Raw genomic sequence first — 16,183 nt, 5'->3', positions numbered from 1 at the left:
CGCCCTAGACCTCGCTCGGAGCGGCGTCGTGCCGGAACTGGGTGCGGTAGAGGTCGGCGTAGAGCCCACCTCGCGTCAGCAGCTCGGTGTGGGTGCCGAACTCGACGATCCGGCCCTCGTCGAGGACCAGGATCTGGTCGGCGTTGCGGACCGTGGACAGGCGGTGGGCGATGACCAGGGAGGTGCGGCCCTCGAGCGCCGCGTCCAGGGCGCGCTGTACGGCCGCCTCGGACTCGCTGTCGAGGTGGGCGGTCGCCTCGTCGAGCACCACGATCGAGGGTGCCTTGAGCAGCAGGCGACCGATCGCGAGCCGCTGGCGCTCACCGCCGGAGAGCCGGTAGCCGCGGTCGCCGACCACGGTGTCGAGGCCGTCGGGCAGGCTGCGCACCAGCGAGGCGATCTGGGCCGCCTCCAGCGCCGACCAGATCTGCTCGTCGGTGGCGTCGGGGCGCGCGTAGACCAGGTTGGCCCGGATCGTGTCGTGGAACATGTGGGCGTCCTGGGTGACGTAGCCGACGACGTCCTCGAGCGACTCCAGCGTCACGTCGCGTACGTCGTGCCCGCCGACGCGCACCGCGCCGGAGCCGACGTCGTAGAGCCGGGCCACCAGGTGGGTCATCGTCGTCTTGCCGGCGCCCGAGGGGCCCACCAGCGCCACCATCTGCCCGGCCTCGGCGACGAAGCCGACGTCGGTGAGCACCTGCTGGTTGTCGCGCGACTCGAGCCGGGCCACCGACTCCAGCGAGCCGAGCGAGATGTCCTCGGCCTTGGGGTAGGTGAACGAGACGTGCTCGAACTCCAGGCGCCCCGCGTCGCGCGGCAGCACGATCGCGCCGTGCTTCTGCTGGATCGAGGACGGCAGGTCGAGCACCTCGAAGACGCGCTCGAAGCTGACCAGTGCCGTCATCACGTCGATGCGCACGTTGGAGAGGCCCTGAAGCGGCCCGAGCAGACGCAGCAGCAGCGTCGCGAGGGCGAGCAGGGTGCCAACGGTGAGGGTCTCGTCGATCGCGAGGCTGCCGCCGACGCCGTAGACAACTGCCGTGGCGAGCGCGGGGACCAGCATCATCGAGGCCCCGAAGATCCGGGTGATCAGGGAGATCCGGATGCCGAGGTCGCGCACGTTGGCGGCCTTGGACTCGAAGAGGACGTCCTCGTCGGCGCGCCGGCCGAAGAGCTTGAGCAGCATCGCGCCGCCGACGTTGAACCGCTCGGTCATGACGTTGCCGAGGTCGGCGTTGCCATCCATCTGGAGGCGCGTCAGGCCGGCCAGCCGGCCACCGACCCACCGGGAGACGAAGAACAGCACCGGGAACAGCACCAGGCACAGCAGGGTGACCTGCCAGCTCAGCGCGAGCATCGCGATGCCGACCACGACGACGGAGATGCCGTTGGAGACGGTGCTGGACAGGGTCGAGGTGAACGCCCGCTGGGCGCCGATCACGTCGTTGTTGAGCCGGGAGACCAGCGCTCCGGTCTGGGTGCGGGTGAAGAACGCCAGCGACTGCCGCTGGACGTGGGCGAAGACCTGGGTGCGCAGGTCGTAGATGAGGCCCTCACCGATCCGGGACGAGAGCCACCCGCTCACGACGGCCACCCCGGCGGTGAAGACCGCGACGCCGGCCATCGCCAGCGCGATCATCGTGACCAGGCCGCGGTCGCCGGCGAGGATGCCGTCGTCGACGATCTTGAGCACCAGCAGCGGCATCACTACGACCATCGCCGCGTCGACGACCGTGAGGGCCAGGAACGCCCCGATCAGGCGCCGGTGGGGCTTGGCGAAGCCGAACACGCGGCGCACGGTCTGCCGCTCGATGCGGTTGTTGACCACGCTGCGGTCGGAGCGCATGGAGCGCCACATCGCGCCGTTGGGATGCATGCCGGACATGGTGACTCCTACTTCCCCGGCGCTGACGTCATGTCAGGCCAGGAGCTTCGCGACCTCGCGGAACCGGCGTACCTGGGCTTCTCGCTCCAGGCGACGCTGCTCCTCGAGGCTGCGCTCCGCTGCTCCGAGGAGCAGCGCCTTGGTCTCTGAGACCGCACCCGGGAGGGCGGCGGTCAGGGCGGCCACGAGATCGGCGACGGTTGCGTCCAGCTCGTCGGCTGGTACGGCGGTCAGGGCCAGGCCGATGTCGACGGCCTCGGCTGCCCCGACCATCCGCGCGGTGGCGCAGATCTCGAGTGCCCGTGCGTAGCCAACGCTCTCGACGAGCGGCTTTGTTCCCGTGAGGTCCGGGACGAGGCCCAAGGCCGACTCCTTCATGCAGAACCGGGCGTCGTCGGCGACGACACGCAGGTCGCAGGAGAGCGCGAGCTGGAAGCCCGCTCCGACAGCGTGGCCGCGCACCGCGGCGATCGAGATGAAGCGGGGGTCGCGCAGGAACGTGAAGCCGCGCTGGTAGACCTCGATGGTGTCGGCCATCTCCTGGTCGCTCATCGCGAACAGGTCGCCAACCGACTCGACGCCCTCGGGCGCGGTGGCGGGCGACATCAGCGTGCGGTCGAGCCCGGCGGAGAAGCTCTGCCCGGCACCGGTGACCACCACCACCCGGACGGTCTCGGGCAGCTCCTCGCCGATCCGGCCCAGGGCCCGCCACATCGCCGGGGTCTGGGCGTTGCGTACGTCGGGCCGGTCGAGCGTGATCGTCGCGACCGCGTCGTCGACATCGAGTCGGAGGCCGGCCGCAGCCAGCTCGTCAGGTGCCATACCCGGAGTCTAGGAACCCCCGCCGACAGCGTTCTCAGCGGGCCGACCGGCCGCTCAGGCCAGCGAGACCAGGTCGGCGTAGTCGTCGTTCCACAGGTCCTCGTCGCCGTCGGGCAGCAGCAGCACCCGGTCGGGCTCGAGCGCCCGCACCGCGCCCTCGTCGTGGGTCACCAGGATGATCGCGCCCTCGTAGGTACGGATCGCGGCGAGCACCTCCTCGCGTGACGCCGGGTCGAGGTTGTTGGTGGGCTCGTCGAGCAGCAGCACGTTGGCGCTCGACACGACCAGGCTGGCCAGCGCGAGCCGGGTCTTCTCCCCGCCCGACAGCACGGAGGCCGACTTGTTGGCGTCGTCGCCGGAGAACAGGAACGAGCCGAGCACCGAGCGCGCCTCCGTGTCGGTCAGCTGCGGGGCCGCGCTCTGCATGTTCTCCAGGACCGTGCGGCTGGTGTCGAGGGTCTCGTGCTCCTGCGCGTAGTAGCCCAGCTTGAGCCCGTGCCCGGCGATCACGCGGCCGGTGTCGGACTTGTCGACGCCCGCGAGGATCCGCAGCATCGTGGTCTTGCCGGCGCCGTTGAGGCCGAGGATCACGACACGTGAGCCCTTGTCGATCGCGAGGTCGACGTCGGTGAAGACCTCCAGCGAGCCGTAGGACTTCGACAGCTCCTCGGCCATGATCGGCGTCTTGCCACAGGGGGCCGGCGACGGGAACTTGATCCGCGCCACCTTGTCGGCCTGCCGCTCCCCCTCGAGCCCGGCCATCATCTTCTCGGCCCGCTTCAGCATCGACTGCGCGGCGACGGCCTTGGAGGCCTTGGCCCGCATCTTGTTGGCCTGGTCGGTGAGCGTCTTGGCCTTGGTCTCGGCGTTGGCCCGCTCGCGCTTGCGGCGCTTCTCGTCGGTCTCGCGCTGGGTGAGGTAGTTGCGCCAGCCCATGTTGTAGACGTCCATGGTGGTGCGATTGGCGTCGAGGTGGAGGACCCTGTTGACGGTCTCCTCGAGCAGGGCGTTGTCGTGGCTGATCACGATGAAGCCGCCCTTGTAGGACTTCAGGAAGTCGCGCAGCCAGACGATCGAGTCGGCGTCGAGGTGGTTGGTCGGCTCGTCGAGGATCAGGATCTCGTTGCCGGAGAAGAGGATCCGGGCGAGCTCCACACGGCGCCGCTGGCCGCCGGAGAGAGTCTTGAGCTGCTGGCCGAGGATCCGCTCCTCGATGCCGAGGCTCGCCGCGATCGTCGCGGCCTCGGACTCCGCGGCGTAGCCACCGCCGGCGTGCAGCTCGGCGTCGGCGCGGGTCCAGCGCTTCATCGCCCGGTCGGCGATCTGCGGGTCGTCGCTGCCCATCTCGTCCTCGGCCGCGCGGAGGCGGCGTACGACGTCGTCGAGACCGCGCGCGGAGAGGATCCGTTCGCGGGCCAGGACCTCGGGGTCGCCGGTGCGCGGGTCCTGCGGGAGGTAGCCGACCTCCCCGGTCGACGTGACCTGCCCCGAGGCGGGCTGGGCCTCGCCGGCGAGGATCTTGGTGAGGGTCGTCTTGCCGGCCCCGTTGCGGCCCACCAGACCGACCTTGTCGCCTGCGGCGACTCGAAAGCTGACGCCGTCCATGAGCAGACGCGCGCCGGCACGGACTTCCAGCTGGTGGGCGGTGATCATGAGGGTCACTAGTGTAGGTACGCGGTTTCGGGTACCCGAATCCCCGCAAGGCTTCCGCCGACCCGAGAGGCTCCCCATGCGCTTCAACCCCAAGGCCAGGCTCGACACGGGGCGCACCCGCGACGCGGGGCGCAGCGCCGGCGGGGGCGGGTCACGGCTGCCCATCCCGGGCGGCGTCGGCGGCGGCAGCATCGGCGGCGTCATCCTGCTCGTGGTGCTGTTCCTCGTCGCCCAGTGCGCCGGCATCGACCTCACCGGCGGCGATGGCGGCACGGGTGGGGGCAGCGCCTTCGACTCCTCCCGTTTCACGGACACCGGCCGCTACTCCAAGTGCAAGACCGGAGAGGACGCCAACAACGACCCCGACTGCGCGCGGGTCGCAGTGGAGAACTCGCTCTACGACTTCTGGACCGAGGAGCTCGGCAACAAGTTCCGGCCCGAGGAGGCACTGGTGACCTTCAGCGGGGCGGTCAACACCGGCTGTGGCCAGGCCACCTCCGACGTGGGGCCGTTCTACTGCCCCCCTGACAACACGATCTACCTGGACTCGACGTTCTTCGACCAGGTGCTCGAGGACCAGCTCGGCGGGCCCGACGGTGGCTTCGTCGAGCCCTACGTGCTGGCCCACGAGTACGGCCACCACATCCAGAACCTCCTCGGCACCATGAACAAGGTGCGCACCCAGCAGGGTCCGCAGAGCGACGCGGTCAAGCTGGAGCTCCAGGCCGACTGCTACGCCGGCATGTGGACCAAGGCCGCCACCGAGACCGAGGACGCCGACGGCAACGTGCTCTTCGCGTCCCTCACGCAGCAGGACATCGACCTCGCCCTCGAGGCGGCCGCGTCGGTCGGTGACGACCGGATCCAGAACAAGACCCAGGGCCAGGTCACCGAGGAGTCCTGGACCCACGGCTCCGCGGCCCAGCGCCAGCGGTGGTTCTCCGTCGGTCTCCAGGAGGGCTCGCTGGACGCCTGCGACACCTTCGACGGCCGCCAGGTCTGACGGAGGCGCCGCTCACGTCTCGAGCAGCGCCTCGATCGCGGGGAACTGACGCTGCAGGACACGCAGGTGGGGGGCGACGGCGGGGTGGCGGTACTTCCCGGCCAGCGCGCCCTCTCCCCCGGCGACGCGCGACAGCGCCCACTCCGCGCGGGTCAGGGCGGTGTAGACGCCGGTGATCCGCGCCCCCAGCAGCACGTCGTCGCGCGACGCCGTGGCGTCCGGCAGGCCGAGGAGATAGGCGTCGAGGAGCGGCTCGAACTCCTCGCGCGAGGTCAGTGACAGCAGGCCGAGGTCGGCGCCCACCGGCCCGGTCCCGAGCATCGCCCAGTCGACGGCCAGCACGTCGTCGCCGTCGCGGCCGGGGAGGTTGGCGAGAGTCGGGTCCCCGTGCTGCGGCACGTGCGGGAGGGCCTCGTGACGCTCGAGCATCGTCGTACGGCGGGTCCAGAGGTGGTCGGCCACGTCGGCCACCGTCGTGCGCGCGAGGGTCGGCCAGCCGCCGCGCCGCTCGACCCGCAGCAAGCGGGCGCGGAGCTGGTCGCGGGCCAGCCAGCTGCGTGGAGCGAGGTCGCTGCCGGCGAAGCGCCCCAGCGAGACCGCCACGAACAGCCCGCTGACGGCGCCGTCCTCGACCCACTCACGGGTGATGGTGATCCCCTCGGGGTCCTCCTCGACCGCCGCGGGTGGGCTCCGCAGACCCGGGGTCTCCAGGGCGAGCCCGCAGTCGTACACGTCGGCCTCGCGCCGCCAGAAGGCGAAGTGGCGCGGGTCGCTCAGCTCGCGGGGGTCGTCGTCGGCCGGGCGGGCGAGCCGCTTGACCACCATGGGACTGCCGCTCAGTGAGGTTCGCCATACCCCGACCGTGGACGTACCGGTGCCGCCGGGGAGCGGGTGCCACCCTGGCTCGGGCTGCCACATGAGGCGGACGCTACGCGATGTCGCGCCTGCGGAACGCGAACGCGCCGAGCCCCGTGAGCACCGCCGCCAGCGCCAGGAGCACGAGGAACGGCGCGATCCGGAAGGGCTCGGCAGGGGCGAGCGCGAGATGTTCGTAAGGCGAGAGGTTCCTCAGCCACTCCGGGAAGCGGAACACCTCGCCGAACATGAGCACCACCACGGCGAAGCCGAGCAGCGCCCAGCCGGCGGCCAGCAGGCGCGGGATCACGCCGTACAGGAGCACTGCGAAGCCCAGGACGACGAGCAGCGGAGCGACCTGGGCGAGCATCGGGAGCGCGAACCGCTCGAAGCCGCTGCCCTTGCCGGTGGCCAGCGCATAGCCGACGGCCAGACCCACGCCGGCGCAGACGACCACCAGGAACGTGCCCAGGAGGCAGACGGCGAGCTGACCTGCCAGCCAGCGCAGCCGGGTGACCCCCGTGGCCAGCAGCATCTCCGCGTGGCCCGCCTCCTCCTGGCTGCGTGGGCGTGAGACGGCCGAGAGCGTGAAGGCCGTCGCGATCAGGGCCAGCATGATCAGCGAGAAGCCGTAGAAGCCATCGACGAGATCCTCAGCGCCCCCGGCGAACATCTCCCGGGTGAGGTCGGAGTCGCCGAGCAGATCGCCGGCCTGGTCGCCGATCGACCCGTAGGAGAGTCCGCCCAGCAGCATGCCGACCGACCATCCGATCACCGAGCCGCGCTGGAGCCGCCACGCGAGGCCGAAGCCGCTGCGCAGCCCGGCCCCGGCGCGAGCCGGTCCGGGGCGGGCCGCCATCAGTCCGGAGCCCAGGTCGCGTCGTACGAAGAGCAGGTAACCCACCGAGAGGGCCAGAGCGGCTGCGGCCACCAGCAGCAGCGCCGGCCACCAACGCAGTCCGGAGTAGGGATGCATGGCTTGGTACCAGCCGATCGGGCTGACCCAGCTCAGCCAGGACGAGCCCACGTCGCCGATCGCGCGCAGGAGGTACGCCGTCCCGATGACCGCGCCGGTGAGGCCGTAGAGGCCCCGGGTGGTGGAGGTGAGCTGCGCGGCCAGGACGGCCACCCCGGTGAAGAAGGCACCGCACAGCGCCAGTCCCGCTCCTGAGGCCAGGGAGTCCGCGACGGGCAGGCCGTACGCCGCCAGGCCGCCGCCGACCAGCGCACCGGCCACGAGGTTGGCCAGCAGCACCGTGACGGTCGTCGCCACCAGGGACGCGTAGCGCCCGATGGCGGCGGCGCGGACCAGCTCCTCGCGGCCGGTCTCCTCCTCGTGTCGGGTGTGCCGGGCGACGAGCACCATGCTCATGAGCCCGATGGTGACCGCGCCGAAGGCGGCCGACTGCCAGATCACCTGGCCACCGGTGGTGTTGAGGGCCCGCGGCGGTCCGGTCATCGCGATGAAGGCGGTGTTGCTCTCCATCAGCGCGGCGGCCTCGTCGAAGTCCTGCTGCGAGATGTAGAGCCCGTCGACGCTCCAGCCCTGGGAGACGTACAGGATCGCCAGGCCGACGCTCCACCAGAGGAAGTGCCACCGGTCGCGACGTAGGAACGTACGCAGGAGCAGGGCCCAGCCGGTCATGGCTCCGTGGGCTCCAGCTGGTCGCCGTAGTGGCGCAGGAACAGCTCCTCCAGCGTCGGCGGCGTGGCGGTGAGCGACCGCACACCGACGTCGACGAGCGCCGCGAGCACGGTGTCGAGGCGGGCGGTCTCGGCGCTGAACCTCGCCCTCGTGCCGTCGACCTCCAGGTCGTAGACCCCCTCGAGCTCCGCGAGGCCACGCGGCGGCGAGGCGAGGTCGACCCTGACCGCCGTACGGGTGAGGTGGCGCAGCTCGGAGAGGGTGCCGCTCTCGACGACGTGGCCGCTGCGGATGATGCTGACGCGGTCGCACAGCGCCTCGACCTCGGCCAGGATGTGGCTCGACAGCAGCACCGTGCCGCCGTTGTCGCGGAACGTGTCGACGTAGGACTGGAACACCGACTCCATGATCGGGTCGAGCCCCGAGGTCGGCTCGTCCAGGAGCAGCAGCTCCACGTCGGAGGCGAGCGCCCCGACCAGCGCCACCTTCTGCCGGTTGCCCTTGGAGTAGCTGCGGCCGCGCTTGGTGGGGTCGAGCTCGAAGCGCTCGAGCAGCTCGTCGCGGCGCCGGCGGTTGATGCCGCCGCGCAGCCGGCCGAGGAGGTCGATCACCTCACCGCCGGTCAGGTTGGGCCACAGGTTCACGTCACCGGGCACGTAGGCCAGCCGGCGGTGCAGCTCCGCGGCGTCGGCCCACGGGTCGCCCCCGAGGAGCACGACCTCGCCGGCGTCCTTGCGCAGCAGGCCGAGCAGCACCCGGATGGTCGTGGACTTGCCGGCGCCGTTGGGCCCGAGGAAGCCGTGGATCTCGCCCTTCGCGACGCTCAGGTCGAGGCGGTCGAGGGCGACCGTCGCCCCGAAGTGCTTGGTGAGTCCGTGAATCTCGATGGGCGAGGTGGCCACGTTTCCGACGATAGCCCTCTGAGGGCTTCTCTAGGCGTTGTGTACGTCGCACCGTGCGGCGCACGCGTCGCGCGCGGCCTGCTCGAGGATGCCCCGTTTCGGGTCCGCGACGGGCAGCCACGGCTCGACGACGGTGAGTCCGCGCAGCCGCTGGTCGGCGAGCACCTCCGCCACCGCGCCGTGGTCACCACCGGTGACGACCGGGCGGCGGCCGGTGCCCAGGATCCGGGCCGCGTGGTCGGCGGCCGCCTCGTAGGCCTGGCGCGCCTGATTGTCGCGGCGCCGGGAGAACCGCTGCTGCGACTGCCCGCCCGCCTTCGTGCGCCCCTGCACGTGCCGCTGGCCCACCTTCGACTCGGCGAACGTGTCCCCCGCCATCCGGGCGACCGCGAACCCGCCCTTGCGCACCAGCAGCACGCCCCAGTCGTCCGGCACGGCGGCTCGGGTCGCCGCGGCGAACGCCGACGCAGCGGCTTCCCCCGCGTAGCGCTGGTCGAAGGGCAGGACCGCCGAGAAGTCGGAGCCGTCGTCGGCCACCCCGCGCAGGGCGCCGCCCGACACGGCGTACTGCGTCGTGCCGTGGCGAGCCTCGAAGTTGGCGACCCATCGCTCGAGACGGTCGGGAGGAACGAAGATCGGCACGTGAGCGACGGTAGCGAAGCGACCCCCACGGTGGTTGAGGTGCGAGCGAAGCGAGCCTCGAAACCACCTTCAGGTCTCGACCCGCCCGTCGCGGGCTCGCAGGCTCGCCCTCGGGGCTCGCTCGACCTCTTCGGGTCGCGACACCCCTCGCTGCGCTCGGGGTGTCGCGCCTCAGACGTTGAAGCCGAGGGCGCGGAGCTGCTCGCGGCCGTCGGGGGTGATCTTGTCGGGGCCCCAGGGCGGCATCCAGACCCAGTTGATGGCGACGTCGTTGACCAGGCCCTCCAGGGCGGAATTGGTCTGGTCCATGATCACGTCGGTCAGCGGGCAGGCCGCGGAGGTCAGGGTCATGTCGAGGACGACGTTGCTGGCGTCGTCGAGGTGGACGTCGTAGACGAGGCCCAGGTCGACGACGTTGATCCCGAGCTCGGGGTCGACGACGTCCTTCATCGCCTCGGTGACGTCGTCGACGGAGACCGTCGACACCCCACCAGCGGCTTGGGGCACGTCGGGCAGGTCACTGTGGTCAGGCATCGGAGTCCTCCTGGGCTCGGACGAGGGCGTCCTGGAAGGCCATCCAGGACAGTAGTGCGCACTTGATGCGCGCGGTGAGCTTGGCGGCACCGGCGAAGGCGATCGCGTCCTCGAGGACGTCCTCGTCGGGCTCGACCTGACCCTTGCCGCGCATCATCTCGAGGAATGCGTCGTGGATCGGCTGGGTCTCGGCCACCGTCTTGCCGACGAGCAGCTCGGTCATGACCGAGGCCGACGCCGTCGAGATCGAGCAGCCCTGGTTGTCGTAGGAGATGTCGCGAACGACGTCGCCCTCGAGGTGCAGGCGCAGGGTGACCTCGTCGCCGCAGGTCGGGTTGACGTGGTGCACCTCGGCCTCGAACGGCTCGCGCAGTCCGGCGTTCAACCGACGCTTCGCGTGGTCGAGGATGATGTCCTGGTACAGGGAGTCGAGTTCGGTGCTCATCTGTTAACCCAACTTGAAGTAGGACCGGGTGTATTCCAGTCCCTCGACGAGGGCGTCGATCTCGGTCGGGGTCGTGTAGAGGTACGACGACATCCGCGTCGAGCTCTGCACCCCGAAGCGGGCGTGGGCGGGCTTGGCGCAGTGGTGGCCGGCGCGGACGGCGATGCCGCGCGAGTCGAGCACCTGCGCGATGTCGTGCGGGTGCACGCCCTCGAGCTCGAAGGAGATCGCGCCGCCGCGCTGGGTCGCGTCGAGCGGGCCGAGGACCGTGAGCCCGGGGACGGTGGCGAGCCCCTCGAGCGCGTAGGCGGTGATCGCCTGCTCGTGGGCGTGGATGGCCTTCATGCCGATGTGGCCGAGGTAGTCGACCGCCGCGCCGAGGCCGATGGCCTCGACGATCGGCGGGGTGCCGGCCTCGAACTTGTGCGGGATGCCGGCGTAGGTCGACACGTCCATGCGGACGGTCTCGATCATCTCGCCGCCGCCGTGGAACGGCGGCAGCTGGTCGAGCACCGCACGCTTGCCCCAGAGCACGCCGATGCCGGTGGGACCGACGACCTTGTGTCCGGTGAAGGCGAGCAGGTCGGCGCCCGACGCGGTGACGTCGACCGGCAGCTGCGGCACGGCCTGGGAGGCGTCGACCACGACGATCGCGCCGACCTCGTGGGCGCGGCGGGCGATCTGGGTGACCGGGTTGATCGTGCCGAGCATGTTGGAGACCCAGGTCAGCGAGACGACCTTCGTCTTCTCGTTGATCAGCTGGTCGAGGTTGGACAGGTCGAGCTGTCCGTCGTCGGTGAGCCCGAACCAGCGCAGCGTGGCGCCCTTGCGCTGCGTCAGCAGCTGCCACGGCACGATGTTGGAGTGGTGCTCCATCTCGGTGATAACGACCTCGTCGCCCGCACCGATCGCGAGCTCGCCGGTAGCCCATGCGAGCGTGTTGGCGACCAGGTTGAGCGACTCCGTGGCGTTCTTGGTGAAGATCACCTCGTCGCGCGAGGGCGCCCCGATGAACGCGGCCACCTTGTCGCGCGCGGCCTCGAACGCCTCGGTCGACTCGGCGCCGAGCTGGTGCATGGCCCGCGCGATGTTGGCGTTGTGGCGCTCGAGGTGGTCGACCATCGTGTCGATGACCACCTGCGGCTTCTGCGAGGTGTTGGCGCTGTCGAGGTAGACCAGCTGCTGCCCGTTGTCGAGCCTCCGCTCGAGGATCGGGAAGTCCTTGCGGATCACGTCCAGCTCGGGGAGCAGGCCCTCCATCAGGCCGGTGCCTTGTTGAGGTACTTGTCGTAGCCCTCGGCCTCGAGCGCGTCGGCCAGCTCGGGCCCACCCTGGTCGGCGATCTTGCCGTCGACGAAGACGTGGACGCGGTCGGGCGTGATGTAGCGCAGGATCCGCGTGTAGTGCGTGATCAGCAGGACACCCTTGCCCTCCTGGGAGCGGAAGCGGTTGACGCCCTCGGAGACCACCTTCAGCGCGTCGATGTCGAGGCCGGAGTCGGTCTCGTCGAGCACGGCGATCTTGGGGTTGAGCAGCTCGAGCTGCGCGATCTCGTGGCGCTTCTTCTCGCCACCGGAGAAGCCCTCGTTGACCGAGCGCTGACCGAACGTCGGGTCCAGGTTGAGGTCCTGGAGCGCCTTGTTGACGTCCTTGACCCACGTGCGCAGCTTGGGGGCCTCGCCGTCGACCGCGGTCTTGGCGGTGCGCAGGAAGTTGGACACCGAGACGCCGGGCACCTCGACGGGGTACTGCATCGCCAGGAACAGCCCGGCGCGCGCCCGCTCGTCGACCGACATGGCCAGGACGTCCTGGCCGTCGAGGGTCACCGAGCCGCTGGTGACGTCGTACTTGGGGTGGCCGGCGACCGAGTAGGCCAGCGTCGACTTGCCGGAGCCGTTGGGCCCCATGATCGCGTGGGTCTCGCCGTCCTTGATGGTCAGCGTGACCCCCTTGAGGATCTCCTTGGGGCCGTCCTCGGTCTTGACCGAGACGTGCAGGTCCTTGATCTCCAGCGTGCTCATGCGTTTTCTCCTAGCGGTGTGAAAAGTCGGGGTGTCAGGTGGGGCGTACGCCGTTGAGCGTCGTCGAGACGTCGACGTAGACGCCGTCCTCGCGGACCTCCACCGGGAAGGTGGCGACAGGTTCGGTGGCGGGCAGGCCGCTGGGCTTGCCCGAGCGTAGGTCGAAGCGCGAGCCGTGGAGCCAGCACTCGACGGTGCAGTCCTCGACCTCACCCTCGCTGAGCGGGACCGCGGCGTGGGAGCAGAGGTCCTGGAGCGCGAAGAACTCGTCCTCGTGGCGTGCGATCGCGACGTCGACGTTACCGACCTTGACCCCGAGGGCCTCGTCGGTGGGTACGTCGGTCGCGGCGCAGGCCCGCTCGAACGTCATCCGGTCACGTCCTTCAGGACGTTCTTGGCGAGCTCCTCCTCGACGGTGGCCATCAGCTTCTCCTCGAGGGAAGCGACGCCGACCTTGCGGATCAGGTCGTTGAAGAAGCCGTGCACGACCAAACGCCGCGACTCGGCCTCGGAGACGCCGCGCGAGCGCAGGTAGAACAGCTGCTCGTCGTCGAAGCGGCCGGTGGCCGACGCGTGGCCGGCGCCCTCGATCTCGCCGGTCTCGATCTCGAGGTTGGGCACCGAGTCGGCGTGGCAGCCGTCGGTGAGCACCAGGTTGCGGTTCTCCTCGTAGGTCTCGATGCCCTCGGCGATCTTGCGGATCAGGACGTTGCCGATCCAGACCGTGTGGGCACCCTGGCCCTGGAGCGCGCCCTTGTAGACGACGTGGCTCTTGGTGCGCGGCTGGTTGTGGTCGGCGAAGAGCCGGTGCTCGAGGTGCTGGCCCTCGTCGGCGAAGTAGAGGCCGAGGAGCTCGGCCTCGCCGCCCGGGCCGTCGTACTCGACGTTGGCGTTGAGCCGGACCACGTCGCCACCGAACGTGATGGCGGTGTGGCGCACGGAGGCGTCGCGGCCGACCCGGATGGCGTCGCGGCCGAGGTGGACCGCGTCGTCGTCCCAGTCCTGGAGGCTGAGCACGTTGGCGTTGGCGCCGTCACCGACGACGACCGTGGTGGTCGCGGAGTAACGGGCCGAGCCGGTGTGCTCGAGGACGACGGTGGCCTTGGAGAAGCGACCGAACCGGATCACCAGCTGGCCCCAGACCAGGTCGTCGACTGACTCGCCGTGCAGCTTGAGCCACACGGGCGCGTCGGGCTCGGCCTCGGCCGGGATGTCCAGCAGCAGCGCTCCCCCGGCCCGGGCGACGGCGAGGGCCGACGGCCGGTCGTTGGGCGCCAGCTCGCCGAGCTCGACGGCCTGCTCGGCCGTGATCTCGGTGAGGGTCACGCCCTCGGGCAGCGACGTCTCCCAGGTCAGGTGAGCCGCGGAGGCCTCACCGTCGAGGATGCCGCGCAGCCGCTTGAGCGGCGTGAACCGCCAGATCTCCTCGCGCCCCGTGGGGAGCGGGTGGTCCGCCAGGTCGTACGACGGCGGCGGGTTGAGGTGGCTCCGGGTCGGGTTGGCCTCGAGCATCGACTCCACGCTCTCGCGTGCAGCATCGGTCACAGTCACTGAGTGTCTTCCTAGCTATTCGGATGTGGTTTCGAGGCTCGCTTCGCTCGCACCTCAACCACCGTGAACGGGGGCGTCGGGATCAGCCGACAGCCCCTTCCATCTGCAGCTCGATCAGGCGGTTGAGCTCGAGGGCGTACTCCATCGGGAGTTCCTTCGCGATCGGCTCGATGAAGCCACGCACGATCATCGCCATGGCCTCGTCCTGCTCCATGCCGCGCGACATCAGGTAGAAGAGCTGGTCGTCGGAGACCTTCGAGACCGAGGCCTCGTGGCCCATCGAGACGTCGTCCTCACGGATGTCGACGTACGGGTAGGTGTCGGAACGGCTGATCTGGTCGACGAGGAGCGCGTCGCACAGCACGTTGGACTTGGAGCCGTAGGCGCCCTCGTTGATCTGGATCAGGCCGCGGTAGGACGTGCGCCCACCGCCGCGAGCCACCGACTTGCTCAGGATCGAGCTGGAGGTGTGCGGCGCCGCGTGCACCATCTTGGCGCCGGCGTCCTGGTGCTGGCCCTCGCCGGCGAACGCGATCGACAGCGTCTCGCCCTTGGCGTGCTCGCCCATGAGGTAGACGGCGGGGTACTTCATCGTCACCTTGGAGCCGATGTTGCCGTCGACCCACTCCATGGTCGCGCCGGCCTCGCAGACGGCGCGCTTGGTGACGAGGTTGTAGACGTTGTTGGACCAGTTCTGGATGGTCGTGTAGCGGCAGCGGCCGCCCTTCTTCACGATGATCTCCACGACCGCGGAGTGCAGCGAGTCGGAGGAGTAGATCGGCGCGGTGCAGCCCTCGACGTAGTGCACGTAGGCGTCCTCGTCGACGATGATCAGCGTGCGCTCGAACTGCCCCATGTTCTCGGTGTTGATCCGGAAGTAGGCCTGGAGCGGGATGTCCACGTGGACGCCCTTGGGCACGTAGATGAACGAGCCACCGGACCACACCGAAGTGTTGAGCGCGGCGAACTTGTTGTCACCGACGGGGATGACGGTGCCGAAGTACTCCTGGAACAGCTCGGGCTGCTCGCGCAGCGCGGTGTCCGTGTCGAGGAAGAGGACGCCCTGCTCCTCGAGGTCCTCGCGGATCGAGTGGTAGACGACCTCGGACTCGTACTGGGCCGCGACGCCCGACACGAGGCGCTGCTTCTCCGCCTCGGGGATGCCGAGCCGGTCGTACGTGTTCTTGATCTCCTCGGGGAGGTCGTCCCACGTCGCCGCCTGCTTCTCGCTGGAGCGGACGAAGTACTTGATGTTGTCGAAGTCGATCGCACCCAGGTCGGAGCCCCACGTGGGCATCGGCTTGCGGTGGAAGAGCTTGAGGCCCTTCAGGCGCAGGTCGAGCATCCACTGCGGCTCGTTCTTGAGCGCGGAGATGTTGCGCACGACGTCCTCGCTGAGGCCCCGCTGTGCGGTGGCGCCGGCCACGTCGGTGTCGGCCCAGCCGAAGTCGTAACGGCCGATCCCCTTCAGTTCGGGGTTGAGCTCTTCGATGGAGGTCATCTGGTGACCCTCTCCTTGTAGTCGGCGTTGTCGGACTTCGTGACGGTCGAGCTGGTGGACGAGCTGGGGATGCAGGTCGTGCAGACCCCGTCGCCGTGGGCGATCGTGGCCAGGCGTTGGACGTGGTGGTCGAGGACCCGGCTGATCGCCGCGGTCTCGGCCTCGCACAGCTGGGGGAACTCGTGGGCGACGTGGGAGACCGGGCAGTGCTGCTGGCACAGCTGCTCCCCCACGACCGGCAGCTGCCGCACGGTGGCGGCGTAGCCCTCGTCGGTGAAGATCTCGGCGAGCACCTCGGCCGGGCTCAGGTGCGGCTTGGCCCGCATCAGCGGCCCGAAGCGCTCCTCGACGAACGCGACGCGACGGTCCGCGAACTCGCGCACCGCCTCCTCGCCGCCGGTCTCCGCGAGGAACCGGAGCGCCAGCACCGCGAGGTCGTCGTACTTCTGGTCGAAGCCGTCGCGCCCCACCTCGGTGAGGGCGAAGAGCTTGGCCGGTCGGCCTCGTCCGCGGCCGGCCAGCGAGCGCGGCTCACGGGCCTCGACGGCACCTTCCTCGACCAGCTGGTCGAGGTGGCGACGTACGGCGGCCGGCGTCAGGTCGAGCCGGTCGGCGAGCGCCGCCGCGGTGGACGGTCCGTCGACGAGGATCGACCGTACGACGCGTTGCCGCGTCGTCTGGTCCGGCCCCGTGAGGGGCGCCTCGTCGAATTCCACAACAC

General features: G+C 70.1%; 16 protein-coding genes. 1 reads left to right on the top strand and 15 read right to left on the bottom strand.

Annotated elements, in window-relative coordinates:
- Positions 1-4: 4 nt before the first annotated feature.
- From BLR90_RS03890 to BLR90_RS03880, 3 genes are read right to left on the bottom strand one after another with little or no spacing between them, the layout of a single operon-like run.
- Positions 5-1,888 carry an ABC transporter ATP-binding protein gene (locus BLR90_RS03890; protein ID WP_091022652.1) on the bottom strand — a complete coding sequence of 628 codons (1,884 nt, stop codon included), beginning with the start codon at positions 1,886-1,888 and terminating at the stop codon, positions 5-7.
- Between the two features lie 33 nt (positions 1,889-1,921).
- Complete coding sequence (locus BLR90_RS03885) at positions 1,922-2,710, bottom strand: enoyl-CoA hydratase/isomerase family protein (protein WP_091022651.1); 789 nt, start codon at positions 2,708-2,710, stop codon at positions 1,922-1,924.
- A 54-nt stretch (positions 2,711-2,764) separates the two neighbouring features.
- The gene (locus BLR90_RS03880; RefSeq protein ID WP_091023245.1) at positions 2,765-4,363 is read right to left on the bottom strand and encodes an ABC-F family ATP-binding cassette domain-containing protein; all 1,599 of its coding nucleotides are present in this window, start codon (positions 4,361-4,363) and stop codon (positions 2,765-2,767) included.
- Between the two features lie 76 nt (positions 4,364-4,439).
- Between BLR90_RS03880 and ypfJ the strand changes: the two genes are divergently transcribed.
- Positions 4,440-5,366, top strand: a complete 927-nt coding sequence (ypfJ, locus tag BLR90_RS03875) for a KPN_02809 family neutral zinc metallopeptidase (RefSeq protein WP_091022650.1) — start codon at positions 4,440-4,442, stop codon at positions 5,364-5,366.
- 12 nt (positions 5,367-5,378) lie between these two features.
- On the opposite strand, the gene BLR90_RS03870 is transcribed toward ypfJ, so the two are convergent.
- From BLR90_RS03870 to BLR90_RS03815, 12 genes are all read right to left on the bottom strand, one after another.
- Complete coding sequence (locus BLR90_RS03870) at positions 5,379-6,191, bottom strand: phosphotransferase (RefSeq protein WP_245715141.1); 813 nt, start codon at positions 6,189-6,191, stop codon at positions 5,379-5,381.
- A gap of 103 nt (positions 6,192-6,294) precedes the next feature.
- On the bottom strand, positions 6,295-7,866 hold the full coding sequence (locus BLR90_RS03865; RefSeq protein WP_091022648.1) for an ABC transporter permease: 1,572 nt from the start codon (positions 7,864-7,866) through the stop codon (positions 6,295-6,297).
- Positions 7,863-8,768: an ABC transporter ATP-binding protein gene (locus BLR90_RS03860; RefSeq protein WP_091022647.1), complete on the bottom strand. Its 906-nt coding sequence runs from the start codon at positions 8,766-8,768 to the stop codon at positions 7,863-7,865. Before BLR90_RS03860 ends, BLR90_RS03865 begins: the two co-directional genes overlap by 4 nt.
- 30 nt (positions 8,769-8,798) lie before the next feature.
- A complete protein-coding gene (locus tag BLR90_RS03855) occupies positions 8,799-9,410 on the bottom strand; it encodes an acVLRF1 family peptidyl-tRNA hydrolase (protein ID WP_091022646.1) in 612 nt (203 codons plus the stop codon).
- Positions 9,411-9,581: 171 nt separating this feature from the next.
- Positions 9,582-9,944, bottom strand: coding sequence for a metal-sulfur cluster assembly factor (locus BLR90_RS03850; protein WP_091022645.1), 363 nt, complete (start codon positions 9,942-9,944; stop codon positions 9,582-9,584).
- Positions 9,937-10,389 (bottom strand): Fe-S cluster assembly sulfur transfer protein SufU, encoded by a 453-nt coding sequence (sufU, locus tag BLR90_RS03845; protein WP_091022644.1) that lies wholly within the window; start codon positions 10,387-10,389, stop codon positions 9,937-9,939. The genes BLR90_RS03850 and sufU overlap by 8 nt, the downstream gene beginning before the upstream one ends.
- A 3-nt stretch (positions 10,390-10,392) precedes the next feature.
- Positions 10,393-11,649 (bottom strand): cysteine desulfurase, encoded by a 1,257-nt coding sequence (locus tag BLR90_RS03840; RefSeq protein WP_091022643.1) that lies wholly within the window; start codon positions 11,647-11,649, stop codon positions 10,393-10,395.
- Entirely contained in the window at positions 11,649-12,410 is a 762-nt protein-coding gene (sufC, locus tag BLR90_RS03835; protein WP_091022642.1) for a Fe-S cluster assembly ATPase SufC, read from the bottom strand. The genes BLR90_RS03840 and sufC overlap by 1 nt, the downstream gene beginning before the upstream one ends.
- A 34-nt stretch (positions 12,411-12,444) precedes the next feature.
- The gene (locus BLR90_RS03830) at positions 12,445-12,780 is read right to left on the bottom strand and encodes a non-heme iron oxygenase ferredoxin subunit (protein ID WP_091022641.1); all 336 of its coding nucleotides are present in this window, start codon (positions 12,778-12,780) and stop codon (positions 12,445-12,447) included.
- Positions 12,777-13,955, bottom strand: a complete 1,179-nt coding sequence (gene sufD / locus BLR90_RS03825; RefSeq protein ID WP_245715140.1) for a Fe-S cluster assembly protein SufD — start codon at positions 13,953-13,955, stop codon at positions 12,777-12,779. The genes BLR90_RS03830 and sufD overlap by 4 nt, the downstream gene beginning before the upstream one ends.
- Before the next feature lie 88 nt (positions 13,956-14,043).
- Positions 14,044-15,462 carry a Fe-S cluster assembly protein SufB gene (sufB, locus tag BLR90_RS03820; protein WP_091022639.1) on the bottom strand — a complete coding sequence of 473 codons (1,419 nt, stop codon included), beginning with the start codon at positions 15,460-15,462 and terminating at the stop codon, positions 14,044-14,046.
- Complete coding sequence (locus BLR90_RS03815; RefSeq protein ID WP_091022638.1) at positions 15,459-16,178, bottom strand: helix-turn-helix transcriptional regulator; 720 nt, start codon at positions 16,176-16,178, stop codon at positions 15,459-15,461. Before BLR90_RS03815 ends, sufB begins: the two co-directional genes overlap by 4 nt.
- Positions 16,179-16,183 lie beyond the last annotated feature (5 nt).

The sequence above is a fragment of the Nocardioides szechwanensis genome (genome assembly GCF_900103935.1).
Classification (GTDB): Bacteria; Actinomycetota; Actinomycetes; order Propionibacteriales; family Nocardioidaceae; genus Nocardioides; species Nocardioides szechwanensis.
The sequence above is the reverse complement of the archived record's forward strand: the minus strand, read 5'-3'. Positions and strand labels throughout refer to the sequence as shown.